Genomic DNA, 25,233 nt, shown 5'->3' on the forward strand with positions numbered 1-25,233 from the left:
ATAGACGGCGATGCTACGCGAGTGTCGCCGGGGAAGGCCATCGTTTATCCCGCCTTGGGTTCCGCGTAGTGTACGTCGCCAGGGTTCGGGAGGATCATGCATGACATTGCGGCGTATTGCGGTCGAAGAAGCTTTCGTGACGCCCGAGATCATGAAGCAATGGCATGTCGTCCTCGCCGGCAAGGACGTCGAACCGGGTTTCGCCAAGATGGGCGAGTCGATCCTCGCGCAAACGCCCGGCAACAAGGTACTTGACGATCGCCTGCTCGACATCGGCGCCGGCCGCCTCGCGCATATGGACGAGATTGGCATCGACATGCAGGTCCTGTCGCTCACCTCGCCGGGCGTGCAGGTGTTCGACACCGCGCTGGCGACGCGCCTCACCGCCGAGTCGAACGACGCGCTGACGGCAGCCGTGCGCGCCCATCCGACCCGCTTCGCCGGCCTCGCCGCCATCGCACCGCAGGATCCCGCGGCGGCGGCGAAGGAGATCGAGCGCGCCTCCAGCACGCTGAAGCTCAGCGGCCTGATCGTGAACTCCCACACCAAGGGCGAGTATCTCGACGCGCCGAAGTTCCGGCCGATCTTCGAGGCCGCCCAGGCGCTCGACATGCCGATCTACCTGCATCCGCGCGAGCCCGCGGCCTCGTGGGTCGGGCCCTATCTCGACTATGCGCTGTGGTTCGCGGGCTGGGGCTTCGCCGCCGAGACCGGCCTGCATGCGATGCGGATGATCATGTCGGGCCTGTTCGATCGTTACCCCAAACTCAGGATCGTGCTCGGCCACATGGGCGAGGGCCTGCCGTTCTGGCTGCAGCGGATCGACAACCGCTACCTGCTCGAAGTGAAGATCGGCGCCTGCGAGAAGCTGCAGCGGCTGCCCAGCGAATATTTCCTCGAGAACTTCGTCATCACGACCTCGGGCGTGACCTCGATGCCGGCGCTCCGCCTCTCGCTCGACGTGCTGGGCGTCGACCGCATCCTCTTCGCTGCGGACTTTCCCTATGAGGACGACGCTGAGGCCGTGCGCTTCATGGACGGCGCGAGCGTGACGGAGGAGGAGCGGAAGAAGATCTACGAGACGAACGCGTCGCGCGTCTTCAAGCTCGCCAACTACAAGTAATCCGTCATCTCGACCGGAGCGCGCAGCGCGGAGTGGAGAGATCTTCTCTCCACGATCAGCAGGCTTTTGGTTGAGCGAAGGTCTCTCCACTCCGCGCCTTCGGCGCTTCGGTCGAGACGACGGATGGGGGTGTCGCAGCACCTGTCGACGCTCCCGGACATTGCTGCGCAATGTCCTGACGCTCCTCGGGCCGAGCGAAGCTCGGCCTAGTACATCTTCAGATCATAATTCAGCACCACCCGCAGCTCCTCGCTGTTGGTGATCGTGCCGCCCTGCCACACCGTCGATCTTCCGTACTGCGTGCGGAACCACAGCCCCTGCAATGGCTTGTGCTTGGGGCGCCAGTCGATGTGGAAGTCCCATTCGCTCTCGACCAGCGGGGCGCCCGCCGCGACGGCGCTCGTCCAGCCGTTGAAGAAATGAGCCGCCAGCGCGAAGTCCGGCAGGCCGACCGGCTTCAGCGTCTGCGACAGGCCGATCATCACCGCCTGTTCGCCGGCACGCAGGAAGCCCTGGACCAGCGCATAGGTGTAGAAGGGGCTGGCGCTCCAGGGGATCTGGATGGCGAGATCCGGGCTCACCGCCGAATAGGCCAGCGTAACGATGCCGGTGTTGTGGCCGAGTTCGACTTTCGCGCCGATCTGGTTGGTGGCGAAGGGCTTGCCGCCGTTCATCAGCGCCTGGCCGGTGCTGTTCTGGGCGACGAACTGCGCGGCGCCCATGACGCTGAAGCCGTCGCCCAGCTTCTTCCCGTACTTGCCCTCGGTGTAGAAGATGTTGAGCAGGTCCTGGGCGTAGTAGTTGATCGCGCCGAGCGAGGCGCCGCCCCAGGTCAGCAGGCCGCCGGCGAAGCCCACGCCCGCGTTCGAGGTGGGGACGCCGGCCATGCTCGCCATCGACTGGAAGGCATAGGCGTCACGCTGCTTGATGGCGTCGATGTAGCCGCCGCCATAGAGGAAGCTCGGCCCGTCCTTGTCGTGGCCGCCGAAGGTGCCGATCAGCGTGTAGCCGGAGAAGGTCTGGGGCGACATGCGGTTGTCGTGCGGACCCATGAATGGCGTGTTGTAGAGATGGCGGCCGACCGTGACCTTGTGGTCTTCGAACAGGTGCGCCTGGGCATAGAGCTCGCCGAACACGGCATAGCCCGCCTGGTCGGGCAGCAGCAGCCCGGTGTTGCCGTACTGCGAGGGGGCGATCACGGGGAAGGACGTGTAGAGCGCCGCACCCAGCGAGAGGACATCGAACAGCTTGCCGGTCTCGCCCGAGATCGAGCCGCCGCTCGCCCAGGCCTGCTGGATGTTGGTGCTGCCCGGTATGTTGACGCCGTCGCGGAAGTAGCTGCGGGCCTCGACGTTGATCCTGGAATCGCGCAGGAAGGCCGGCGTGTCCTTCCACTTCTCCCGCAGCTCGGGGAACGCGGTGAGCGGCGGCGGCGTCGGCCGCGTGAAGATGCGCTCGATCGCCGTCAGGTCCTCCGACGGATCGGTCGGGATCGGATATTCCTGCTTGCTGGCCTGGGCGAGCGCACTGCCGGCCGGGACGAGTCCGGAGGCGGCGAGGGTTGCGGCGGTGAGGAACGAGGCGGCGGCGCGGTGAAGGCGCTGGGTCTTCCTCAAAAAACTGTCCTCCCCACCGTGCTCCCCGTCGTTGCGCTGCCGGCATTGAAGCATGAATCACATGTCGATGAATCGGGAAATTGGTGGGTGTAGCGGCACTGATCGACGCTCCCGGACATTGCTGCGCAATGTCCTGACGCTCCTGGGGCCGGGCGGGGCCCGGCCCTAAATCCCCCCTTCCTCTCAGGCTATACGCCCGCCATAAGTCGGGTGGGGGAGGGCCGGTCTGCGGCCTTCGTGTTCGACAGGAAACTGAGATGGCGGCGTTGTTGGGGGATCGCAGGACGCGGGTCCTGAGGCATTTGGCGATGGTCGCGGCGGGCGCGCTGCTGACGACGGCGTGTGGCGGCGGCGATTCCTACCAGGTCGAGGCGATGCAGGCCTCGGACAAGGGCGACCTCAAGTCCGCGACCAGCCTTGCGCAGAAGGAAGTCGAGAAGTATTCCGCGGCCGACCAGTGCTCCTCCACGACCAACTACAATTGCGGCACCCTGGCGCTCGCGCTCTCCAGCCTGGCCGACTATCAGATCCGCGCCGGTGACACGGCGGCCGGCGAGCGCAGCTTCGATCGCGCCAAGGGCGCCCTGCAGCGCGTGCCCGTCCTGAACAAGCCCAGCGCCACCGGCATGGTCTATCGCGACGTCTCCGAGGCCTACTGGAAGGCGGGCAACAAGCAGCGCGCCATCGCCGTCTTCAAGGAAGGCACGACGCGCGGCGCCGACCAGTGGCTCTACACGTCCTCCGCCGCCAAGGCCGTCGCTGAGCAGGAGGGCCGGACCGCTGCGCCGGCGTCCGCCGCTCCGGGCGCGCCTACGCCCCTCGGCCCGCCCGGCGCCACGCCGGCCGCGGCCACCGAAACGGACACGATGGTGAAGCCGATCCAGGTCAACGACCCGACCGTCAACGATCCGATAAAGGGGATGCCCCCGAGTTCGGCCGATCCGGCGCTGAACCCTCCGTCGTCGGGCTCATCGTCATCGGGCCCATTGGCGCCCAGCCCGCTCACGCCCACGCCCCTTCAACGGTCGCGCTGAAGCGAGCGCGAAGAGAGGCGTCACTATTCCAGGCGAACTGTCAGGGCGGTCTCGAGATTGAGTGCCAGCGCGAGCGCGGCGGCAGCGGCGCCCAGGACGAAAAGCGTCCGCGTTCGCACGGCCCCTTCGTAACGGTAGCCCTGCGCTGCTTCATCGAATGCACTTCGAACGAAACCGATTGGCCGCGCCGCTCAAAGAAGTCATAAAACGCCATTTTATATGGATATTTCTGGCCTTTTTGCCGCCAGCAGAAAGAGCGAGAAGGCAGGGCAAAGGAGCCACTGAATGAGTGACCGCGAGAACGAAAACTACCAACGGATCGAAGCGCGAGCCGTGGAGATTGGCGCCATCGAGGAGTGCGAGGTTCACGCAGGCTATTTCATGACCTCGCTGAACGACCAGCTCGAGAAGAAGCTGTATCTATCCGTGACGGAGATGCACAAGAACGGCGAGTTGAGCGGCACGCTCAAGGCGGCCCACGAGACGGCGAAATCCGTGCTGGAAGCGACCGGAATGGACTGCGCCGAGTGTGAGCGTATCGCCGCCGGATCGTGAAGATCGGTCGAGCGAACCAGCATGGTCGCTCTCCGTTCAAGTCTTCGATTTGAGAGGTACCCCCGGCCGGACTCGAACCGGCCGGGGGTACTATCTCAGCCGACCTTCTTCGCGGGCGGCGGCGACCAGGTGCCGTCGATGATCGAGGGCGGGGTCTCGGTGGGCCAGTATAGGCGCATCATCAGGATGAACTTGCCCTTGGGGGCGGGGAGCCAGTTCGACTCCTTGTCGGCGCCGGGCGACTCGTTCTGGATGTAGAGGTCGACCGAGCCGTCGGCATTCGCCTTCAGCTTCTGGCGTGCGCTGATCGAATAGCGGTTGAGCGGGTTGGCGATGAAGAAGTAGTTCGCGTCGTACATCGTCACCGACCAGAAGCCCTTGGTCGGCGGCAGCTGGCCCTTGGGGAAGCGCATCACGTACTTGTTGGCGCCGTCATAGTCGCCGCCGTTGGCGTCCTTGAGCGACGTCGGATAGATCGCGTCCTGGACGCGGTTGGCGCCCAGCCCGATCGCCGTCACCAGCGCGCGGTTGAGATAATCGGTGCCGTAGAGGCCGGTGACGGTGTCGTAGAGCCAGCCGTTGATGTTCTTGACCGACTTGTTCACCTTCAACTGCAGCATGATGCGGTCGAACGCGGCGTGCGGGATGCGCGCGGCGAAGTCGGCGTTGAGCTTGCTCTTGTCGAAATCCTTGCCGGGCACCAGGCCAATGCGGGCGAAGCGCGCGACGGCGGCGGCATCGGCCGCGACCGGCGGATTGGTCTTCATCAGTTCGGCCAGCAGGGTGAAGTAGGCGACCGGATCGAGCGCGTTCACCTGCTCGCGCACCGCCGTCTTCATGTCGATCGACGGATCGACCGTGCCGGCGGGCGGCGTGTAGTCCTTGCCGTAGGCGCTGAGCGGCACCAGCTTGAACTGGTCCTGGAGCGCATGGACGGCGGCGTAATCCTCGGGCGTGCCGGTGCAGTAGATGCGGCCCAGCAGCCACACGATGTTGGTCGGCGACTTGTATTCCTTCACGCCGGCCGGGAGCGTGCCTTTCCAGCCCGGGCCGGTGATCGCATAGGTCTGCGCGCCGGTGCCGGTGGTGCGCGAGCCCGGCGCCTGGAAGACGGTCGTCCAGCCGTCGAGCATCGGGAACAGGAAGTAGCGGCCCTTCATGTCGGGGATGCTGATGACCCAGGGTTCCTTGCCGAGATCGACCCAGGCGGTCGTGTAGAGCGTGTCGGCGTTGGGCGCGGTGACGTCGCGGAAGGCGGCGTCGGGATACTGGCGGGCCTTGATGAGATGTCCCATCGGCGCGCGCATCGCTTCGGTCGTCGCGACATTGGTCATGATCCGCCGCGTCATCTCCATCGTGACCAGCGGGTAGCCATAGACGTAGGCGTCGGTCGCCAGCCAGAATTCCTCGATGCCGCCGAGGACGGGCACGGCTTCCTGGGCGCGCGCGGGCAGGAGACCGCCGAGGGTCGAGAGCGTGCCGAACAGGCCGCCCAGGGCGGCATTGCGACGGGTGATGTTCATGACGAACCTCCTTGTGAGAGTCAGAAACGGAAACTCGCGCCCACGACGGGGCCATAAAAGACTTCGTTGAGGCCGAAGGCGTCGGCGGTGCCGCTGCCGGTGTTGTAGTTCACACCGAGCGCGCGGAAGCCGAGCAGGGCGGCGATCTGGTAGCCGTCGAATTGCCAGTCGTAGGAATAGACGGCGAGCGCCTGCCAGCTCAGCGAGTTCTGCAGATTGAAGCCGCCGATGTCGCCGCGCACCGTGATCTGCTGATGGGCGTCGAACTGGTGGCGCAGGCGGATGCCCACCAGCGGATCGACCCAGTTCCTGGTGCCGCTGTCGGCCAGCGCGAAACCGCCGCTGCGGCCGAGATTGAAGCGCGTGGTGTTGGCGGTCAGCAGCGCATCGAAGGTGCCGACCAGGTTGACGTTCCAGTAGCGGAAACCGCCGACCGCCTCGATCGAGGTCGAGGAACCCGTGCCCCCGCTCCAGCGCGTGAGCTCGTAGACGCCGCCCATCTCGGCGATGAACATCTGCATGGTGAGCGCGGCATTGGCCGTCGCGCTGAGCTTCAGCCCGGCGATCGGGTTGCGATAGGAGGTCTGGCCCGTGGCGAAGCCCATCTTGGTGAAGACGAGGTCGGTGTAGAAGCCGACCGGCCCCTTGTCGGCCTCGACATAGCCCATGAAGCCGATCAGCGAATCGCTCTTCTGCAGCAGGTCGATGAAGCTCGCCTGGGTGTCGATCGTCTGGCCGTGCGACGTGGTGCTGCCGCTCACGCTCATCAGCCAGCCATAGGTCGCGGCCTGGAAGCGCCAGGCGTCGGGATCGGGAAGGGGGGCAGCGGCTTGCGCCTGCAGACGATACGAATCGTCCGCCCTTACCGGGCCCGCGGCGGCAAGGCAGCTCGACACGGCAAAAGCGGCGGCTGCCATTTGTTGCTTCACGAGGCCTCCGGATGGGCACGGTTCAACGGCGAGGGGATGTGCCAAAACGCCTTCGGCCGCGCCATGACATTTTGCGCCAAAAGTGCAAGCATTCACCGCAACGTGACGCATACAGAAACCCTGCAGACAGGCATCGACGCCCCGCGACGAACCGGGTCTTCCGCCCGCACGATGCGGGTCGCGCCCATGCTCGGGATCGAGCCGCTGCTCGGCCGGTTCGGCCTGAAGCTGATGCCGCTTCTCGTCGAAGCCGGTCTCCCGTCCGACAGTTTCAACGATCCCGACAATCGCCTGCCCGTCGGCCAGCTGGTGCATCTCGGCGCGCGCTGCGCCGAGCTGTCGAACTGCCCGCATTTCGGATTGCTGCTCGCCGAGGCGGTGCAGCTGCCGGCGCTGGGCGAGCCGCTGGCCCGGCTGCTGACCGGCGCGCTGTCGGTCGAGCGCGCGCTGCGCGGCCTGGTCATGAGCCTGCATCTGAACGGCGAGGCCGTCGTGCCCGCCCTGACGATCGGCGCCGACAGCGCCTGCTTCAGCATCACGCCCTACGATTTTCATGCCCGCGGCACCGAGCAGCTCGACGACTTCGTGCTGGTCTTCGCGGCGAACATCCTGCGCTTCCTCTGCGGGCCGCGATGGACGCCGGTGCGGGTGACGTTCGCGCGGCGCGAGCCGGCCGACCGTCGGCCCTACGAGGCGGCGTTCAAGGCACCGCTCGCCTTCGACGCGCCGCTCAACTCGATCGTCTTCGACCCGTCCTGGCTGACGCGGAAGCCCGAACCGTCGCCTGCCGCCCTTGTCGCGCCCGCGCCGTCGCCGCCGGCCGCGGACCTCGACATTCCGGTCCAGGCCCGCCGCGCCGTCATCCGCGGCATGGCGCAGGGAATCGTCGGCGTCGACAGCGTCGCGTCCGCGCTGGGTCTCAGCAAACGCACGCTGAACCGGCGGCTGGCCGAACGCGGCACCTCGACCAAGGACCTGATCGCCGAGGTCCGCCTGCAGATCGCCCAGCAACTGATGCGCGACACCGACCTCACCATCGCCGATATCGCCGCGACCACCTGCTACTCCGACGTCGCCGCCTTCTCGCGGGCGTTCAGTGCGAAGGTCGGGCAGCCGCCGGCGGCGTGGCGCAGCCGCGTCGCCTCATCTGCCTGGCCCGCCGCAGCGCGAGGCCAGTCGGCTATCCATCCACCCTGACGAAGTCGGGCAGCTTGAAGCTCCTGTCGTTGAAGGACTCGGTAGGGCCATAGAAGCGCATCGCCGGAAGAGGCCTCTTTCCCGCGGTCGGTATCCAGTTCGAGTCCAGGCCCGCGGGCGCCTTCGGGCCGACATAGAGAGTGACCCCGCCGTTCGCGTTCTTCTTCATCCTGTCGACATCGTAGGACGAGAGCGTCGTGCGGTCCGAGTTGCTGTAGATGAAGGCGCAGGTCGCGCGGTCGTAGACGGTCAGCGCCCAGAATTGCCGGACCGGCATGTTGGCCGGGACGTCGAGCTTGTAGAGCTTGCCCGCTTCGAGCAGCCGGCCGCTGCTGTCGGCCATCGCCATCATGTACTGGGTGGCCGGTGTGTCGCTCAGGACTCGCGGCATGTAAGTGCACCAGAAATATTCGGCGGCCCGCGGGATCAGGTCGACATAGTCGTCGTAGGTGAACGAGAAGGTCTTGTTCGCGTCGGCCTGCAGGAGCGAGACATAGTGCCGGTCCGGCCAGTAGCGCATCGATGCCGGCATCGTGTCGAGCCAGTGCTGGAGATAGAACCAGGCGTCGATCGCCGCCTGCTGCATGGCGCGTTTGGCGACCGGGTCTGGCGCATAGGGCTTGCCCTTCTCGATGCCCAGCGACTTCAGCATCCCCATCATGACCTTGTCGTGCTCGCGGACGGGCTCGACGCTCATGATGGCGTGCATGTCCTCGAAGTGCCGCGCGTCATAGAAGGGCAGGGTCGGATAGCGCTGGTTGGCAGGGTCGACGAAGCGCTGCGACGGCGGGCTGGCCGCGTCGCTGAGATAATACATCCGCAGCCGTTTGGCATAGGCATAGGCGTCCGTCGCCGATTTGCCCGGTGCGGGGACGGAGCGAAAGGCAAGTGCGATGCGATAGTTCGGGGACGGCACATGGAGATAGCCGTCGGGAATCGCCTCCTTGTAGCCCGGCGGCGTGAACAGCAGCTTGCCGCCCTTGCCCTGGTCGATGCCCGCGGGACCGACATCGGCGATCGTGAGCTGCCAGGCATCGACGACCTGTCCATAGAGACTGCCGTCGGCGCCGGCGACCGGCACTTCGAGGACGACGGGTCCGCGGCGCAGGTCCGTGTAGGCCGCGATGTAGGGCGTGCTGCTGTTGGCGGTGATGGCCTCCAGCTTCGGCGTTGCGGTGGCCGAATAGGCGATGATGTCGTTGTCGGTGAGGCCGAGCGTCGCGAAGGCGGCTCGGCGAAACGAATAGATCGCGATCGCCGGCATGTTCCAGAGCACGGCCTCGAAGGCGCGCTGGTATTTGATCTGGTAGTCGAAGTCCTTGATCGACGGCTTCGCACCTTTCGGTGGCTGGCCGCCGAGCGGCTCCTGGCCGTCCTGCGCAAGAGACGGCGCGGGTGTCACCATGGCCGATAGCATCCCACCGAGCGCAGCCGCCGAGGCAACGCTCAGCCCCTGCGCCAGCGTCTCACGGCGGTTGACCCGCGTTTCTTCACCCGGTCTGACCTTCATGTGACGTTCCTCCGCCCGAGGGATGCGGCTGACGTGACAGTCAGGTCAGTCAGTCCGGAGCAGTGCGCTGTTCGGCTACTTTCGCGCTGGTTGCAGGGCGGCGCAACAAGCGTGGCGCAATAGGCGAGGCGCAACCTGATGCTCGCGACGTGGCCGGCCCTTCGACACTTCACGAAATTGCCGCACAATGACGCCAGCATCGCGGTTTCAAGTGCGGATGGGTTCATGCATCAGGTCAGGCTCGACGAAGACATCGTGAAGAACGCGCTGGAGCGGCGCGGGCGGCTCAGGCTGTTCGAGACGATCGATCCGAAGAAGACGGCACATCTGGTGATCGACATGCAGGTGGGCTTCACGACACCGGGTGCACCGGCCGAGGTCGCGCCGGCCGCGTCGGTGATCCCCAACATCAATCGCATCAGTGCTGCCTGCCGCAACGCGGGCGCGCTGAACGTCTTCGTGCAGAATTCGATCAGCGAGGAGAGCAAGCAGAGCTGGTCGAACTGGTTCGGCGGCTTCTGGACCGAACAGAAGCGCGCCGGCATGTACGACACGTTCACGGTCGGCCGTCCCGGTCACGCGCTGCATCGCGACATCGAGATCGTCGAGCCCGGCGACATGCGCATCGACAAGTTCCGCTTCGGCTGCTTCGTCGAGGGCTCGTCGGATTTGCACAAGAGGCTGCAAGCGAGGGGCATCGACACGGTGATCATCACCGGCTGCGCCACCAACATCTGCTGCGAGTCGACGGCGCGCGACGCGATGATGATGAACTACAAGGTGCTGTTCGTCTCCGACGGCACGGCGACGCATACGGACTACGAGCACAACAGCACCCTGAACGCGATGATGCTGACCTTCGCCGATGTCGTCTCGACGGACGATGTGGTGAAGCTGCTCTCACATCCGTCGTCCTGAGCGAAGCGCCAAAGGCGCGCAGTCGAAGGACCTCTTTTCCGGCGCACAATGTGTCGAGGCGAAAAGAGGTCCTTCGACTACGCTACGCTCCGCTCAGGACGACAGTATTTTTGTTCAGGCCCGAACCATCAAACCTGGGCGAGACCTCCATCCACAAAGATCTCGCCGCCGGTCATGTAGCTCGAGTCAGAGGAGGCGAGGAATGCCGCGGCCGCGCCGGTCTCCGAGGGATCGCCGATGCGGCCGAGCGGCGTGGTGGCGCCAAGTTCCCTGAACTCCTTCTCGCCCACGACCTCGAGCGCCAACTCAGTGAGCGTCGGGCCGGGCGACAGCACGTTCACGCGGATGCCGGTTCCCTTCAGGTCGAGCGCCCAGCTTCGGGCGAGGTTGCGGACGGCGGCCTTGGTGGCGCTGTAGATGCTGAACTGCGGCGTGCCCATCACGCCGGTGCTCGAGCCGGTGAGGATGATCGAGCCGCCGGACTTCATCAGCGGCAGCGCCTTCTGCACGGTGAAGACCAGCCCCTTCACGTTGACGTCGAAGATCGTGTCGTAGTGCTCGGGCGTGATCCCGCCCAGCGGCGCGAACAGTCCGGTACCCGCATTGGCGAACACGATGTCGAGCCCGCCGCGCTCCGTCTTCACCTGCTCGTACAGCCGATCGAGATCGGCCGGATCGGTCACCGACCCGCGCACGGCGCGCGCCGAATTGCCGAGCTTGGCCACGGCCGCGTCGAGCGGTCCCTGGCGACGCCCGAACAGATAGACGAACGCGCCTTCGTCGATGAAGCGCTGCGCGGCGCCCAGCCCGATGCCCGTGCCGCCGCCCGTGATCACTGCTGTCTTGCCTGTAAGTCTGCCCATGATGTGCTCCTGCATTTGAGGTTGCACAGAGCTGGAGGCCTACCCACCTAAGGACAAGTATGCACCTTTTGGTAAGTGCCTAAAAATGTCGAACGATCTTTCCCCGGCGTGCACCCCGACCTTGCCCGGCTTCACCTGCGGCCTCGACGCGACGCTGCGTGTCATCGCCGGCAAGTGGAAGCCGCTGATCCTCTACTTCCTGGCCCAGGGCGGCCCGACCCGTTACGGCGAACTGCGCCGCGCCATGCGCGACGTCAGCGACAAGATGCTGATCCAGCAGCTCAAGGAGCTGACGGCCGATGGTCTCATCAAGCGCACCGACTACAAGGAAGTGCCGCCGAGGGTCGACTACGCGCTGACGCCGCTCGGCCACAGCCTCGCCGAGGCACTGGTGCCGCTGTGTACGTGGGGCACGGAGAACCTCGAAGAGGTGACGCGCGTCTTCGCGCGGCGAGAGGCGGCGGTGTCTCCATCGTCCTGAGCCGTCAGGTCCTTCGCTGCACTCAGGACGACAAGGTAGAGCGTCATCGCTCTCTAACGATCCGTCGGTAATCTGCCGCACGCTCGCACGCGCGCGGCATTGACAAAATTCGCACGCAAAGAGAGCATTGACCTCAATTTACTACTTTAGATTGGGAATACGGAACCATGGCCGCTGTCTACAACACACCCAAGGGCGGCCTCTATGGCGGCGCGTTCGATTCGTCGGGCCAGGATGACAATGTCCGCGCCCTGCTGATGGACTATCGCTGGGTGAATGCCGATGGAACGCCGGCGACCAACGCGAAGTTCTCCTTTCCCACGCTGGCGTCGGATTACCTCGACGTGCCGGGCTATCCGCGGGTCGAGGAAGTCGCCGAGTTCCAGCCGATGAACGACCTCGAAAAGGCCGCGACGAGGATCGCGTTCAACCTGGTGGCGTCCTACACGCAGCTCACCTTCACCGAGGTCGCGTCGGGCCAGGCCAGTGCCGCGACGTTCCGCCAGGCCCGCGACATCTCGCTGTCGATCTCCAATTTCCCGTCGAACGACGGGACCTATTCGAAGTCCGACAGCCGCGCCGCCGGCGACACGTTCATCGGCGAGGGCAATGGCTGGATCAAGAACCCCGTGTTCTTCGGCACCGACCAGTTCACCACCATCATGCATGAGCTGGGTCATGCGTTTGGCCTGAAGCACGGCCACGACGACAGCTTCAACGGCGAGCTCGAGGAAGATCGCAACGACGTCGAATTCTCGATCATGACCTACGCGGCCTATATCGGCGCCACCACCGAGACGGCGCTGGCGGCGCATATCGGCTCCTCGGCGCAGAGCTACATGATGTACGACATCGCGGCCCTCCAGGCCTATTACGGCGCCAACTTCAGCGCCGCAAACACCACGCGCACCTACACCTGGAGCAACTCGACCGGCCAGCAGTACATCAACGGCGGCCTGGCGCCGAACACCGGCACGACCGCGACCAACAAGATCTTCGCGACCGTGTGGACGCAGGGCGCCACGACGACCTACGACCTCAGCAACTTCAATGGCAAGCAGGTCGACGACCTGCGGGCCGGCCAGTGGCTGAACTTCTCCAAGAGCCAGATCGCCGACCTGAACGAGGACGCCGCGCCCGGCACCTCGGCCTACAACAACCTGGCCAACGGCAACATCTACAACACGCTGCTCTACAACGGAGACACGCGCTCCCTGATCAGCAACCTGATCACCGGCAACGGCGACGACACGATCACCGGCAACGAGCTGAACAACATCCTGACGGCCAATGGCGGCGACGACTTCATCAGCGGCGACAGCGGCGTCGACGTGCTCTACGGCGGCGCCGGCAACGACACGCTGAGCGGCGGCACGTCGCTGGGCGATGGCGTCAACCAGCTCTGGGGCGGCGACGGCACCGACATCGTCACCTATGCCGGGCAGACCGCCAGCGTTTATGTCGACCTGGGCGCGGGCGCGGGCTACGTCAAGCACGACGGCGTACTGGTTCTCACCGATGCGCTGAACTCGATCGAGAGCATCATCGGCGGCGCGGCCAACGACACGCTGATCGGCGACGACGGCGACAACGGCCTGAACGGCGGCGGCGGCGCCAACGCGCTCTACGGCCTCGGCGGCAACGACACCTTCGCCGGCGGAACCGCGACCAACGGCGGCGTGAACCAGCTGTGGGGTGGCACCGGCAACAATACGGTCGACTATTCCGCGCTGACGGCGGCCGTCAGCGTCGACCTGGGCGCCGGCTCCGGCAGCGTCCTGAAGGGCACGGCCTTCGTTCTCGTCGACCAGATGAACCTGATCCAGAACGTGACCGGCGGCACCGGCAACGACAGGCTGATCGGCGACGATGGCGACAACCGCCTGGACGGCGGCGGCGGCGCGAACGCGCTCTACGGCCTGGGCGGCGACGATGTCTTCGTCGGCGGCGTCTTCGTCGACACCCCCAGGGACACGCCGGCGAGCGCCATCCCCGTCAACCAGCTCTGGGGCGGCACCGGCTCGAACACGGTCGACTATTCGGCGCAGACGAACAGCGTCGTCGTCGACCTGCTGCAGCAGCTCGGCTATGTCTGGTACAAGGGCGTGCAGACGCTCACCGACCAGATGAACGCGATCCAGAACGCCTGGGGCGGCACGATCGGCGACACGCTGATCGGCAACGGCGGCATCAACCGGTTCGACGGGCTGGGCGGCGCCGACAAGCTCTATGCCGGCGGCGGCACCGTGACCTTCGGCTATCAGAGCTACAACGACAGCAACCTGAAGACCGGCTACGACACGATCGTCGACTTCATCCTCGGCACCGACAAGATCGACCTCGCCGCGCTCAACACCGACTTCTCCCACGTCGAGATCCACAGCTCGGGCACGGCCCAGACGGTCTACGTCGTGCAGACGATCGGCGAGTTCGACATCAACACCGACATGGCCATCAGCATCAACACCACCATCGCCGGCCAGCTCTCGTCGCTGGATTTCATATTCTGAAACGCGGCCCGTCCCGCGAAACGACGGGCGCTTCGCCGCGAGCCGGCCGCGCGGCGCCCTGTTAAGACACCTCCGGGGAAGCCATCCGGAGGTGTGTCCATGCGTAGAACAGATTTCGTCGCGCTCTGCCTGTCGTTCGCGGGCGCCGCTCTCGCCGGTGCAGGCACCGCCGGCGCCCAGGATTTCCCCAACAAGCCGATCACCATCCTCGTGGGCTACGCCGCCGGCGGGAACATCGACGTAACGGCACGCACCGTGGGCCAGGCGATGTCGAAGGTGCTGGGCCAGCCCGTGGTCATCGACAATCGGCCGGGCGCCGCCGGCCTGATCGCGCAGACCGCCGTCGCGAAGGCCAAGCCCGACGGCTATACGCTGGTGCTCTCGGGCACGACCGGCTTCGTGCTGGCGCCGCGCCTGGTGCCGACGCCGCCGTACACGGTGGACGATTTCGCGGGCATCGGCTCGACCTCCGAGACGCCGCTGGTGCTGGAAGTGCCGGCCAACAGCCGCTTCAAGACCTTTGCCGAGTTCGCGGCCTACGCGAAGGCCAACCCGGAGGCGCTGCGCATCGGCCATACCGGCAACGGCACGACCAACCACATCGCCATCCTGCGTCTCGCGCAGATGCTGGGCACGAAGTTCACGCCGGTCCCCTACAAGGGTTCGGCCCCGGCCATCACCGACCTTCTGGGCAGCAACATCGACGCCATCATCGACCAGATCCCGAGCTCGATCGGGCAGCTCCGCTCCGGCGCCTTCAAGCCGCTGGCGGTGACCAGCCTCAAGCGCGCCCTCGACCTCCCCGACACACCCACGCTCGACGAGCTCGGCCTCAAGGGCTTCGAGGTCGTCACCGGCTCCGGCCTGACCGCGCCCGCCAAGACCCCGCCCGCCACGGTGAAGGTGCTGGGCGACGCGCTGCAGAAGGTGCTCGACGACCCCGAGGTCCAGGCCAAGCTGCGCGGCCTCGGCACCGAGGGCCGCAAGATGACCCCCGAGCAATACGACGCCCTCCTGCGCAAGGAGGACGCGGCCGCCGCGCAGATGATCAAGGACGGGCTGCTGAAGGCGGAGTAGAGACCCATCGCAACATACCGGGGCTCGGTGCACGTCCATGAGCGAACAAGTTTCCGCTTCCGTACGGCAGTTCTTCCCGGCATCAAGAAAACTAGGGTGGGTTGTCACGAGGTCGCCAAGGGCGTCGTGCTCAAGGTGATCGAAGAGCACGCGCGGAAGGATCACTCCGGCATCAGGGGACCGTTCCCAGACCGCGAGCCGCCGTTCGAGACGGGGTTCGAGACCGGCCCGATCTACTCGTTCTATTGCGCGGACAGCTATGTCGACATCCGCTCCGGCACGACGATCCTGGACAACGAGGTCGTCCGCGAGCCGGTGTTCCGGTATTATGAATATCCCGCCGCCGACGAGTTCAGGGCCGCCACCGTCTCGGATCCGCAGCGCGTCGTGCCGCCGCTCGCCTCGGCGAGGATGAAGAACTATATGCAAAGAGTTGAGCTGAGCGGCGGGCAGACGGTGAAAGCTACGCTGCCCTGGCGTTAACCAGCCTGAAGCGCGTCGCCGACACGCTGACGCTCGACGAACTGCGTATGAGGCCGATGGCGCTACCATGTGAGAGGAAACAGCCGCTCGGCGACTTTTCGCGTGTTTCTTGCCAACTGTGTTGCCAGGGTGCCATGCGCAGGGTTGTATTAATTAATTTGCTACAATAGTTTGATTCGTGCGGGGGGGCCTAATGCTTCGAGACGAAATTGTTCACGCCATCGACGGTCTTTTGCATTTGCTCGGTGGGGATTCGCTAAACAATGCGCTATCTTCAGTGGTAGATGACAGGCATAAAGCAACCGATTCTTTAGGTGTCGTTCTGCGTGAGCTGCCAGCCATCATGAGTGGCTTTGAAAAGCTGTCGCCTTCTGGAAAAGCTTTTGTAGAAAGATCCAATTTAGGCGCATTGTTCGACGCAAGGTGGTGGACCGAATCAATAGTAAAATCTGATCAGTCGGCCGAACCAGCTATTCGTGTGGCGCGTCGGAAGGACGCGCTCATCCAAGTGTTGCCGGGTATAAGGCAAATGCTTCGTGATGGTCATGCCGAGGAGCCTGCTCCACTAGTGAGCGATGCCGACAATTCGCCAGTTCTTCGACTTATAGTGCCAGAAGCCCGGGGAACATTGACATCCTCGCGACGTATTACTGAAGCTCTTCAAGCCATTGAAATGTTATATGAGGCCTTCGCGCGCTTGCATGGCGAATCACTAGAAACTCTTGCCATCACTAGCTGTGATTCGGGAAGTGACAAGCTTTTTGATTTTACTGGTCTTGGCGCGGTAATTCGAGAAGTAAGGCAGACAATCTTGGAATTGTGGGACCGTGTTCACTTGAGTCGAGAGCGAAAGGCGGATGCGCAGATTGACGTCGTCATCAAAGGACTTACGGCCTTTGAAAAACTGGAAGCGCTTAAGAAGTCTGGAGGCATTTCTACCGAACAAGCTCATCTGGTAGAGAAGCATTTGCTTGGTGGGGCCGTGAAATTTGTTGAAGCAGGTGTATTGACGGCTGATATTTCGCATCGGCCAAGGCAGCGACCAGAAGAATTGGTTCGGCCGGTGCCACAACTTCAGCTTGCACCACCGGCAGATTCTGCTCCTAAAAAGTCATCAAATCGACGTGCCACGCGGAAACCTAGAGAAGAGGCTGCAGATCAGATTGATTGCTAGGCATGACAACTAAGTAGGGTCGATAGATTGAGGAGGTGGGCAAAACGATAGAAACTGTTCAAGCTTATCTGTTGGATTGCACGGATAACAAAGCTCGACGGCATATAGATACATGCAGGATAAAAGGCGCTCTTGATTTTTGAGAGAGGGCGCTTCTATGCGAAACGGGCCGCGGATCATCGTGAATTCTGACGTGCTGGCGCCGGCGGCGCTGGCGCTGCTCGAGGAGCGTGGTGCGGATATCCGCACGGTGCCCACGCACGCCTCCGAGGCCGAGATGATCGCCGCCGTCTCCGAGGCGCCGACGCACGCGATTCTGGCGCGCTCGACCAAGCTCACGCCCGCCGTCTACGACGCCGCGCCCGACCTGAAGGTCGTCTCCAAGCACGGCGTCGGCTACGACAATATCGACGTCGTGGCCGCCAAGGCGCGCGGCATCGCCGTGCTGCGCGCGCACGGCGCCAATGCCCGCTCGGTCGCCGAGCTGGCGCTCGCCATGACCATCTCGCTGTTGCGCTACGTCCGGCCGCTCGACACCGCGCTGCGCGAGGGCACCTGGGCGCAGTCCGCCTTCATGGGCCGCGAGTTCTCGGGCTCGAAGCTCGGCATCGTCGGCTGCGGCGCCGTCGGCTCCTCGCTGGTCGCGCTCTGCCGGCCCTTCGATCTCGACATCAGGATCTACGATCCCTACATCGCCCCCGACGCGATCCCCGAGGGCGTCGGCCGCTTCCACGCCTTCGACGAGCTTTTGGGCTGGGCGGACATCGTCACCTTGCATTGCCCGCTCACCAAGGAGACCGACCGCATGATCAATGCGGCCGCGATCGCGCGCATGCCGAAGGGCTCGTTCCTGGTGAATGCCGGCCGCGGGCCGCTGGTCGACGACGTGGCGCTGGTCGCGGCGCTGGAGAGCGGTCATCTCGCCGGCGCCGCGCTCGACACCTTCATCGTCGAGCCGCCCGACGCCGAGCATCCGCTGTGGAAGCAGAAGAACGTCATCTTCACGCCGCATGTCGGCGGCTCGACGCGCCAGTCGATGGAGCGCGTCGCCGTGCAGGCGGTCGAGAACATCTTTTACGTGCTCGACGGCAAGGCGCCGCCGGCGCGCTGCGTGGTGGGTTAACAAACACCCCCGTCGTCCCGAGCGGAGCGTAGCGAAGTCGAGGGACCTCTTTTCGCCTCGACACACAGTGCGCTGGAAAAGAGGTCCCTCGACTACGCTCGGGACGACGGGGAATTTTTAGGAGAGGGCGCACATGGTCAACGTCGGCATCGTCGGGCTGGGCTGGTGGGGCGTCACGCTCATCAAGTCGGTGCACGGGATCAGCGACCGCATCCGCTTCGTCCATGCCGTGGCGCGCGATCCCGCCTCCAAGCAGGAGATCGCGCGGCAGTACGGGCTCGGCCTCTCCGCGACCCTGGCCGAGATGCTTGCAAACCCCGCCGTGGAGGCGATCGTGCTGGCGACGCCGCATTCGCTGCACCGTGCCGAGATCGAGCAGGTGGCGGCGGCCGGCAAGCCGGTCTTCTGCGAGAAGCCACTGACCCTGACGGCCGCCGATGCCGTGGCCGCCGTCGGTGCGGCCCGCAAGGCGGGGACCTTGCTGGCGGTCGGCCATAACCGCCGCTTCCTGCCGGGCCTTCTCGAGATGCAGCGCATGGTGAAGGCGGGCGAGCTGGGCGAGCTGCTGCATGTCGAAGGCCACTTCAGCAACCAGAACTCCTCTTCGGCCTTCGCGCCCTGGCGCTCCGACGCCGAGGAATCGCCGGCCGGCGGCATGACCGGCACCGGCATCCACGTGCTCGACGCCTTCGTGTCGTTGCTGGGGCCGCTGCGTTCCGCGCACGCCCAGTTCGTGTCGCGCAAGCCCGCGCCCGGGCCGCTCGATACGCTGACGGTGATGCTGCAGTTCGATAACGACGTCACCGGCACGCTCTCCTGCGTCCGCGCCACGCCGCGCTACTGGCGCTCGCACCTGTTCGGCTCGACGCGCTCGGCCGAGCTGCTGCAGGAGGACACGCTGGTCGTGCACCAGCCCGACGGCGCTCCGGCGACGCGGCAGACCTTTCCCAACGTCGACACGTTGCGCCTGGAACTCGAAGCCTTCGCCGACGCGGTCGAGGGCGTGCGGCCCTATCCGATCGGCGACGCCGACATGATCGCCACCGTCGCGGCGTTCGACGCCATTTGCCGGTCGGTGAAGAGCGGGAAGATGGAGAGGGTTTCGTCCTAGGGACCGCGGGCCTCCAGGCCCGCTCATCTCATGAGGCGGGCCTGGAGGCCCGCGGTCCGCTTGAGCCCGCCCTACGGAATGCCAATGATCAAAGGATTGACCTAGCGGCCGTCCTGCGCAAAATCCCGTCCAACGGACAAGAAAACGGGACGGGAGGAAAGACATGCGCCTTCACAGGAGGACAGCGGTCATCGCGGCTGCGGTTGCCGCCACGCTGCTCAGCGCGAGCGGCGCCTTTGCGCAGTATCCCGAAAAGCCCATCAACGTCGTGGTGCCCTATCCGCCGGGCGGCGGCGCCGACATCTCGGCGCGGCTGCTGGCGCCGCTGATCGAGAAGCATCTCGGCGGCAACGCTCGCCTGGTCGTGTCGAACCGGCCGGGCGCCGGCGGCGAGGTCGGGTTCAACGTGATCGCCGAGGCGGCGCCCGACGGCTACACGATCGGCGTCATCACCACGCCGAACATCGTCACCATCCCGCTGCAGCGCAAGGCGCGCGTCACCTGGCAGAGCTACGACCTGTTAGGCAACGTGGTCGACGATCCCGGCACCTTCGTCGTGCCGGCCGACAGTCCGATCAAGGACTGGGCCGGTCTCGTGGCGGCCGCCAAGGCCAATCCCGGCGGCGTCAGCATCGGCACCACCGGCATCGGCTCCTACAGCAACATCGCCATCCTCTCGCTGCAGAAGATCGGCAACCTCAGCTTCAACCAGGTGCCGTTCCCCGGCACCGCCGGCATTCGCGGCGCGCTCTCGGGCGGGCACATCAACATGGGCGCGCTGGCGGCGGGCGAGGTGAAGGCCTTCATCGATTCCGGCTCGCCGCTGCGCGTGATCGCGCAGATGACGGCGACGCGCAATCCGCTGTTCCCCGACGTGCCGACGCTCAAGGAGCTGGGCTTCGACGTCGAAGCCTCCTCGGCCCGCGCGCTCGGCGCCCCGAAGGGCCTGCCGCCCGAGGTCCGCGCCAAGCTGGTGACCGCAATCGGCAAGGCTGTGAACGATCCGGAGTTCCTGCAGAAGGCCGCCGCCGCCTATGCTCCGGTCCGCTACATGGATCCCGCGCAGTTCGGCGCGCTGTTGCAGAGCCTCGACACGTACTACCAGAAGGTCTGGAAAGAGACGCCCTGGAACGAGAACTGAGTCACCAACCGAAGGAATAGAGACATGGCCATCCGCCAGAACGTCATGAAGGCCGCGATGAAGAGCGGCAAGACCTGCGCGAGCTTCAACGTCAACCGCTGGCGCAGCGTCGATGCCGCCGAGATTGCCAAGTTCGCGGGCTTCGAATGGATGTTCCTCGACCTCGAGCACTCGACGCTGAGCGAGGACCTGGCGGGCCAGATGTCGGTGACGGCGCTCGCCACCGGCGTGACGCCAATCGCCCGTGTCGGCATGGACCAGTTCTACCAGGCCGCGCGCCTGCTCGATGCCGGCGCCCAGGGCATCGTCTTCCCGCACGTCGACACGGCCGAGCAGGCGAAGCTCGCCGCTGCCGCCACCAAGTATCCGCCGATGGGCACGCGCTCGCTGACGAGCCCGCTGGCGCAGGCCGAGTTCAAGCGCAGCGCCGATCCGGAGTCGCTGGCCCAGCTCAATGCCGAGACGCTGACCATCGTGATGATTGAGACGCGCACCGCCGTCGAGAACGCGGCCGCCATCGCGTCGGTCGAGGGCGTCGACGCGCTGATGATCGGCACGTCGGACCTGAGCGCGGACTTCGGCATCGTCGGCAATCCCGGCCATGCCGACATCATGGCGGCCTACGAGAAGGTCGGCGCTGCCTGCCGTGCGAAGAACAAGTTCTTCGGCATGGGCGGCGTCTATTCCAAGGACCTGATCGAGAAGTTCCTGAAGCACGGCATCCAGTTCCTGCTGGGCGGCGCCGACGTGTCGTTCGTCATGGACGGCGCCAAGGCCCGCCGCGAAATGATCGCGGCCGCAGGGAAGTAGGAAAAGCGAAGCCTCTCATTGGAGCGCGCAACTCCAGTTGCGCTCAAGCTCATGATTGTGCCACTGGAGTGGCGCGCTCCAATGACGCAAATTGTCTGATCAAACGTTTGATCAAACGGGATCGATCGGCTAGGTTCCGACGATCCCGAGGAGGAACAGCATGACCACGGCGACCCTGGCGACCATCTCTCCGGCCGAGAACATCGATTATGTCGAGCGCGCCAAGCGCCTCGGGCCGGTGATCGAGGCGGGTGTCGCCGAGGCCGAGCTCACCGGCCAGATCGCGCCGCAGGTGATGGACGCGCTGCGTGACGCCGGCCTGCTGCGCCTGCTGCTGCCGCGCGCCCTGGGCGGCCAGGCGCTCGATCCCGACCGGTTTGCCGCCGTCGTCGAGGCGATCGCCGCCGCCGATGCCAGCACCGCCTGGACGGTCAACCAGACCTCGGTCTGCTCGGCGGGCGCTGCCTTCATGACGCCGCATGCCGCGAAGGAACTCTACGGCCCGGCAAACGGCATGCTCGCGTGGGGCGCCGGCGCCAAGGCGCGCGCGCAGGAGTGCGAGGGTGGCTATCGCGTTACCGGCACCTGGCAGTTCGCCAGCGGCTCGCGCCACGCTACCCATATCGGCGGCCATTGCGGCGTGTTCGACGCGGCGGGCAACCCGAAGCTCGGGCCCAACGGCAAGCAGATCGAGCGCACGATGCTGTTTCCGCGCGCTGACGCAAAGTTCGACGACGTGTGGCGCGTGATGGGCCTCAAGGGCACCGGCAGCGACACTTACACCGTCACCGACCTGTTCGTGGCCGAGGCGATGTCGTGCCCGACCATCACCGACTGGATCGTGTCGCAGGCCAGCGATCCGGCGCCGATCTATCGCTTCAGCGGCAGCGCGCTCTACGCCGCGGGCTTCGGCTCGATCGCGCTCGGCAATGCGCGCGGCATGCTCGACACCTTCATCCACATCGCGCGGGACAAGACCCCGCGCGGTGCGAAGAACGCGCTGCGCGACCAGCCCGTGGTGCAGATGCAGCTCGCACTGGCCGACACCGCGCTGCGCTCGGCCCGCACCTTCCTGCTCCAGTCGCTGCGCGAGGTGCAGGACGGCATCCGCGCCACCGGCACGATGACGACCGCCGATCGCATGACCGTCCGCGCCGCCGGCACCAATGCCATCCATCGCGGCACCGAGGTGGTCGAGACGCTCTATCGCGCCGCCGGCGCCAACGCGATCTTCGAGAACGAGCCGTTCGAGCGCCGCTTCCGCGACGCCTACTCGGTGTCGCAGCACCTGCAGGGCCGGCTCGCGCATTTCGAGCAGATCGGAAAGCACCTGCTGGGCCAGGAAACGGACCTGATGTTCGTCTAGAGCACCCGCACACCCTCATCCTGAGGAGGCTGCGGAGCAGCCGTCTCGAAGGATGGGCAACAGGCGCGGTGCGCGTGCCGACCCTTCGAGACGGCCCTTCGGGCCTCCTCAGGGTGAGGTTGTTGTTGTTCGGAAGAGGAGGGGACGATGGCGGCGAAGTACGACCGGCGGCAGGAAGACGTCAGCAACATCGTCCATCTCGAGCATGTGAACGTCTGGGTGCCGGACCAGCGCTTCGCCACGCTGTTCTACGTGACCGGCCTCGGCCTCACGCGCGATCCCTTCCTGATGACCAGCACCGACAATATGTGGGTCAATATCGGCCGCAGCCAGTTCCACCTGATGACCGGTCCGGCGCAGGTGCTGCGCGGCGTCACCGGGCTGGTGATCCCCGACCGCGCCTTCCTGCTGAAGCGGCTGGCGTCGGTGAAGGACGAGCTGGCCGGCACCAACTTCAAGGTCGTGGAGCACGAGGATTTCCTCGCCGTCACCTGCCCCTGGGGCAACCGCTACCGCATCCACGAGCCCGCGCCCGCGTTTGGCAGGAACAAGCTCGCCATGCCCTACATCACCTTCGACGTGCCGGTCGGCGCCGCGCCGGGCATCGCCAACTTCTATCGCGAGATGTTCGGCGTGAAGGCCGGCGTCGCGACCTTCGAGAATGCGCCGGCCGCCGAGGTCGCGGTCGGCCGCGACCAGATCCTGCGCTTCCGCGAGACCGACGCGCCGCCGCCGCCCTACGACAATCATCACATCCAGGTCTATCTCGCCGACTTCTCGGGCCCGCACGGAAGGCTCGAGGCGCGCGGGCTGATCACCCAGGAGAGCAATCCCTGGCAGTACCGCTTCCAGGACCTGGTCGATCCCGCCGACGGACGCGTGCTGTTCACGGTCGAGCACGAGGTGCGGAGCCTGACGCATCCGCTCTACGGCCGCCCGCTCGTCAATCGCAACCCGTACCAGACCAACCGCGAGTACGCGAACGGCTACGAGACGCGCGCCTGGGAGATGCCGTGGGCGGAGAGCGCGGACTGGTGAGCCGCTAGCGCGACCCCGAGCCGTGCGATACTGGTCGTCGCGCATGACCGAGAGATCCAGAACCAGCCGCCGTTCCCTGCTGCTGACCGGCGCCGTCGGCGTGGCCGGCGTGATCGCCGGCGCCGCGGGCTGGCGCGCCTACCAGGCCTGGGAGAGGCTGCCCGCCGATCCGGCCGCGCGCGAGGCGGGGAAGAAGCTGCGCACCGCCATCGACGCCTTCTACGAGACGCTCCCCGTGGACAACCGGACCTGGGCGGAGATCTTCTCGACGCGCGACCAGACGATCTACACCGACATCTCGCCGATCTTCCGCCGGTACATTCCCGACGGCTGCTCGTTCGACCAGGCCGAGGCCATCCTGCGCGGCGCCGGCCTCGAGATCACGCGCGCCCGCGCCCGGCTGGTCGACGATCCCAGGGCCACCTTTCCCGGCCAGGCCGCGACCCAGGCCGACCTTCGGAAGATGACCTTCTGGCCGCCGCAGAACATGACGGTCAGCGCGGTCCTGACGCCAGCCCGGCCGGACGATTTCACGACGGTCGGCGAGGTTAAGGGCTACATTCGCAAGACCGACTGGAAGCTTTTCCAGAACCTTTGAGGCAGGCTTTGAGGCAAGGGGCGTAACGCTTGGCGATAACCCTCGACAAGATCGCGCGCGAAGTGGGCGTCGACGTCTCGCTGGTATCGCGCGTGCTGAACGGCGACCCCTCGGCGCGCATCTCGGCGGAGAAGCGCGCGAAGATCGTCGCCATCGCCGCCGAGAACAATTACAGCCCCAACCGGATGGCGCGCTCGCTCAGGACGCGCCGCACGCGCATCCTGGCGATGCTGAACCCCGACATCATCAATCCCTTCTATGCGCACCTGTTCCGCTCGGTCGAACGCACCGCGTCGGCGGCTGGCTACGACGTGATCCTCTGCAACACCGAGGAGAGCAGCGCCCGCTTCCGCCACATCGTCGAGACGCTGGCCGAGGGCCATGTCGACGGGCTGCTGATCGCCACCGCGCAGGAGACCGATCCCGCCATCGAATGGCTGCGCGAGCGCAAGCTGCCCTACGTGCTGCTCAACCGGTCGCGCAAGGCGCAGAGCGACCCGTGGGTCGGCTCGAACGATTTCCAGACCGGCTTCTTAGGCGGCAGCCATCTCGCCAAGCTCGGCCATCGCCGCATCGCGCTGCTGACCGGCCCGCCGACGCACAACATGCTGGCGCGCGAGGCGGGCTTTCGCGCGGCGCTGAAGGAGCAGGGGATCAAGCCCATCGACGAGCTGATGGTCGGCGATCTCCCCAATCGTCAGAGCGCCAAGACCATCGTCGAGAGCCTGATGGCGCTGCCCAGGACGCGTCGCCCCACGGCGTTCTTCGTCCCGCACACCCAGCTCAGCGACGGCATGCTGGCCGGCCTTCACAAGGCAGGCCTTCGCATCCCCGGCGACATCTCCGTCGTCGGCTGCAGCGCCTCGGTCACGCCCGACATCACCAGCGTCTGGCTCCCCATCGAGGAGATCGGCCGCGTCGGCACGGAATACTTGCTGCAAAAGCTGCGCACCGCCGACGCCGCCCGCGACGGCGCGGTTCCGCGCATAGAACTGCCTGTAGCCCTGGTCGACTGGGGCTCCACGCGCGCGATCGCTTGAGGAAAGGTCCCTC

The 25,233-nt window shown here is 65.7% G+C and carries 23 protein-coding genes; 18 read left to right on the plus strand and 5 right to left on the minus strand.

Features of this window, described 5'->3' with window-relative positions; genetic code table 11:
* Positions 1-100 precede the first annotated feature (100 nt).
* Positions 101-1,123 carry an amidohydrolase family protein gene (locus AC1RP5_RS09435; protein ID WP_493110377.1) on the plus strand — a complete coding sequence of 341 codons (1,023 nt, stop codon included), beginning with the start codon at positions 101-103 and terminating at the stop codon, positions 1,121-1,123.
* 206 nt (positions 1,124-1,329) lie between these two features.
* Here AC1RP5_RS09435 and AC1RP5_RS09440 read toward each other — a convergent pair whose 3' ends face one another.
* Complete coding sequence (locus AC1RP5_RS09440) at positions 1,330-2,739, minus strand: OprD family outer membrane porin (protein ID WP_493110378.1); 1,410 nt, start codon at positions 2,737-2,739, stop codon at positions 1,330-1,332.
* 257 nt (positions 2,740-2,996) lie between these two features.
* On the opposite strand from AC1RP5_RS09440, the gene AC1RP5_RS09445 reads away from it, so the two are divergent.
* On the plus strand, positions 2,997-3,773 hold the full coding sequence (locus AC1RP5_RS09445; RefSeq protein WP_493110379.1) for a hypothetical protein: 777 nt from the start codon (positions 2,997-2,999) through the stop codon (positions 3,771-3,773).
* A gap of 285 nt (positions 3,774-4,058) precedes the next feature.
* Positions 4,059-4,328: a hypothetical protein gene (locus AC1RP5_RS09450; protein ID WP_493110380.1), complete on the plus strand. Its 270-nt coding sequence runs from the start codon at positions 4,059-4,061 to the stop codon at positions 4,326-4,328.
* A 95-nt stretch (positions 4,329-4,423) separates the two neighbouring features.
* Here AC1RP5_RS09450 and AC1RP5_RS09455 read toward each other — a convergent pair whose 3' ends face one another.
* Positions 4,424-5,851, minus strand: coding sequence for a DUF1254 domain-containing protein (locus tag AC1RP5_RS09455; protein WP_493110381.1), 1,428 nt, complete (start codon positions 5,849-5,851; stop codon positions 4,424-4,426).
* 20 nt (positions 5,852-5,871) lie between these two features.
* A complete protein-coding gene (locus AC1RP5_RS09460) occupies positions 5,872-6,768 on the minus strand; it encodes a hypothetical protein (protein WP_493110382.1) in 897 nt (298 codons plus the stop codon).
* A 198-nt stretch (positions 6,769-6,966) separates the two neighbouring features.
* Here AC1RP5_RS09460 and AC1RP5_RS09465 point away from each other — a divergent pair, with 198 nt between their 5' ends.
* On the plus strand, positions 6,967-7,977 hold the full coding sequence (locus AC1RP5_RS09465) for an AraC family transcriptional regulator (RefSeq protein WP_493110383.1): 1,011 nt from the start codon (positions 6,967-6,969) through the stop codon (positions 7,975-7,977).
* Here the strand turns inward: AC1RP5_RS09465 and AC1RP5_RS09470 are convergent.
* On the minus strand, positions 7,961-9,487 hold the full coding sequence (locus AC1RP5_RS09470) for a DUF1254 domain-containing protein (protein ID WP_493110384.1): 1,527 nt from the start codon (positions 9,485-9,487) through the stop codon (positions 7,961-7,963). The genes AC1RP5_RS09465 and AC1RP5_RS09470 overlap by 17 nt on opposite strands.
* Before the next feature lie 225 nt (positions 9,488-9,712).
* On the opposite strand from AC1RP5_RS09470, the gene AC1RP5_RS09475 reads away from it, so the two are divergent.
* Positions 9,713-10,405 carry an isochorismatase family protein gene (locus AC1RP5_RS09475; protein WP_493110385.1) on the plus strand — a complete coding sequence of 231 codons (693 nt, stop codon included), beginning with the start codon at positions 9,713-9,715 and terminating at the stop codon, positions 10,403-10,405.
* 128 nt (positions 10,406-10,533) lie between these two features.
* Here the strand turns inward: AC1RP5_RS09475 and AC1RP5_RS09480 are convergent, their stop codons facing one another.
* Positions 10,534-11,268, minus strand: a complete 735-nt coding sequence (locus AC1RP5_RS09480; RefSeq protein ID WP_493110386.1) for an SDR family NAD(P)-dependent oxidoreductase — start codon at positions 11,266-11,268, stop codon at positions 10,534-10,536.
* 85 nt (positions 11,269-11,353) lie between these two features.
* Between AC1RP5_RS09480 and AC1RP5_RS09485 the strand changes: the two genes are divergently transcribed.
* The 13 genes from AC1RP5_RS09485 to AC1RP5_RS09545 all read left to right on the plus strand — a co-directional run bounded on the left by AC1RP5_RS09485 (position 11,354) and on the right by AC1RP5_RS09545 (position 25,220).
* On the plus strand, positions 11,354-11,749 hold the full coding sequence (locus AC1RP5_RS09485) for a winged helix-turn-helix transcriptional regulator (RefSeq protein ID WP_493110387.1): 396 nt from the start codon (positions 11,354-11,356) through the stop codon (positions 11,747-11,749).
* Positions 11,750-11,916: 167 nt separating this feature from the next.
* Positions 11,917-14,259: a M10 family metallopeptidase C-terminal domain-containing protein gene (locus tag AC1RP5_RS09490; protein WP_493110388.1), complete on the plus strand. Its 2,343-nt coding sequence runs from the start codon at positions 11,917-11,919 to the stop codon at positions 14,257-14,259.
* Between the two features lie 99 nt (positions 14,260-14,358).
* Complete coding sequence (locus AC1RP5_RS09495; protein WP_493110389.1) at positions 14,359-15,336, plus strand: Bug family tripartite tricarboxylate transporter substrate binding protein; 978 nt, start codon at positions 14,359-14,361, stop codon at positions 15,334-15,336.
* A gap of 126 nt (positions 15,337-15,462) precedes the next feature.
* Positions 15,463-15,819 (plus strand): hypothetical protein, encoded by a 357-nt coding sequence (locus AC1RP5_RS09500; protein ID WP_493110390.1) that lies wholly within the window; start codon positions 15,463-15,465, stop codon positions 15,817-15,819.
* Positions 15,820-16,012: 193 nt separating this feature from the next.
* Entirely contained in the window at positions 16,013-16,993 is a 981-nt protein-coding gene (locus AC1RP5_RS09505) for a hypothetical protein (RefSeq protein WP_493110391.1), read from the plus strand.
* Between the two features lie 181 nt (positions 16,994-17,174).
* On the plus strand, positions 17,175-18,116 hold the full coding sequence (locus tag AC1RP5_RS09510; protein ID WP_493110392.1) for a hydroxyacid dehydrogenase: 942 nt from the start codon (positions 17,175-17,177) through the stop codon (positions 18,114-18,116).
* 133 nt (positions 18,117-18,249) lie between these two features.
* Entirely contained in the window at positions 18,250-19,227 is a 978-nt protein-coding gene (locus AC1RP5_RS09515; protein WP_493110393.1) for a Gfo/Idh/MocA family protein, read from the plus strand.
* A gap of 163 nt (positions 19,228-19,390) precedes the next feature.
* A complete protein-coding gene (locus AC1RP5_RS09520) occupies positions 19,391-20,368 on the plus strand; it encodes a tripartite tricarboxylate transporter substrate binding protein (protein ID WP_493110394.1) in 978 nt (325 codons plus the stop codon).
* A gap of 24 nt (positions 20,369-20,392) precedes the next feature.
* Entirely contained in the window at positions 20,393-21,178 is a 786-nt protein-coding gene (locus tag AC1RP5_RS09525) for an HpcH/HpaI aldolase family protein (protein WP_493110395.1), read from the plus strand.
* 160 nt (positions 21,179-21,338) lie between these two features.
* On the plus strand, positions 21,339-22,544 hold the full coding sequence (locus AC1RP5_RS09530) for an acyl-CoA dehydrogenase family protein (RefSeq protein WP_493110396.1): 1,206 nt from the start codon (positions 21,339-21,341) through the stop codon (positions 22,542-22,544).
* A gap of 147 nt (positions 22,545-22,691) precedes the next feature.
* Positions 22,692-23,582 (plus strand): hypothetical protein, encoded by an 891-nt coding sequence (locus AC1RP5_RS09535; RefSeq protein ID WP_493110397.1) that lies wholly within the window; start codon positions 22,692-22,694, stop codon positions 23,580-23,582.
* A 43-nt stretch (positions 23,583-23,625) separates the two neighbouring features.
* Positions 23,626-24,180, plus strand: coding sequence for a hypothetical protein (locus AC1RP5_RS09540; protein WP_493110398.1), 555 nt, complete (start codon positions 23,626-23,628; stop codon positions 24,178-24,180).
* A gap of 29 nt (positions 24,181-24,209) precedes the next feature.
* Positions 24,210-25,220: a LacI family DNA-binding transcriptional regulator gene (locus AC1RP5_RS09545; RefSeq protein WP_493110399.1), complete on the plus strand. Its 1,011-nt coding sequence runs from the start codon at positions 24,210-24,212 to the stop codon at positions 25,218-25,220.
* Positions 25,221-25,233: the final 13 nt, after the last annotated feature.

The sequence above is a fragment of the Reyranella sp. GW821-FHT12G01 genome (assembly GCF_058806575.1).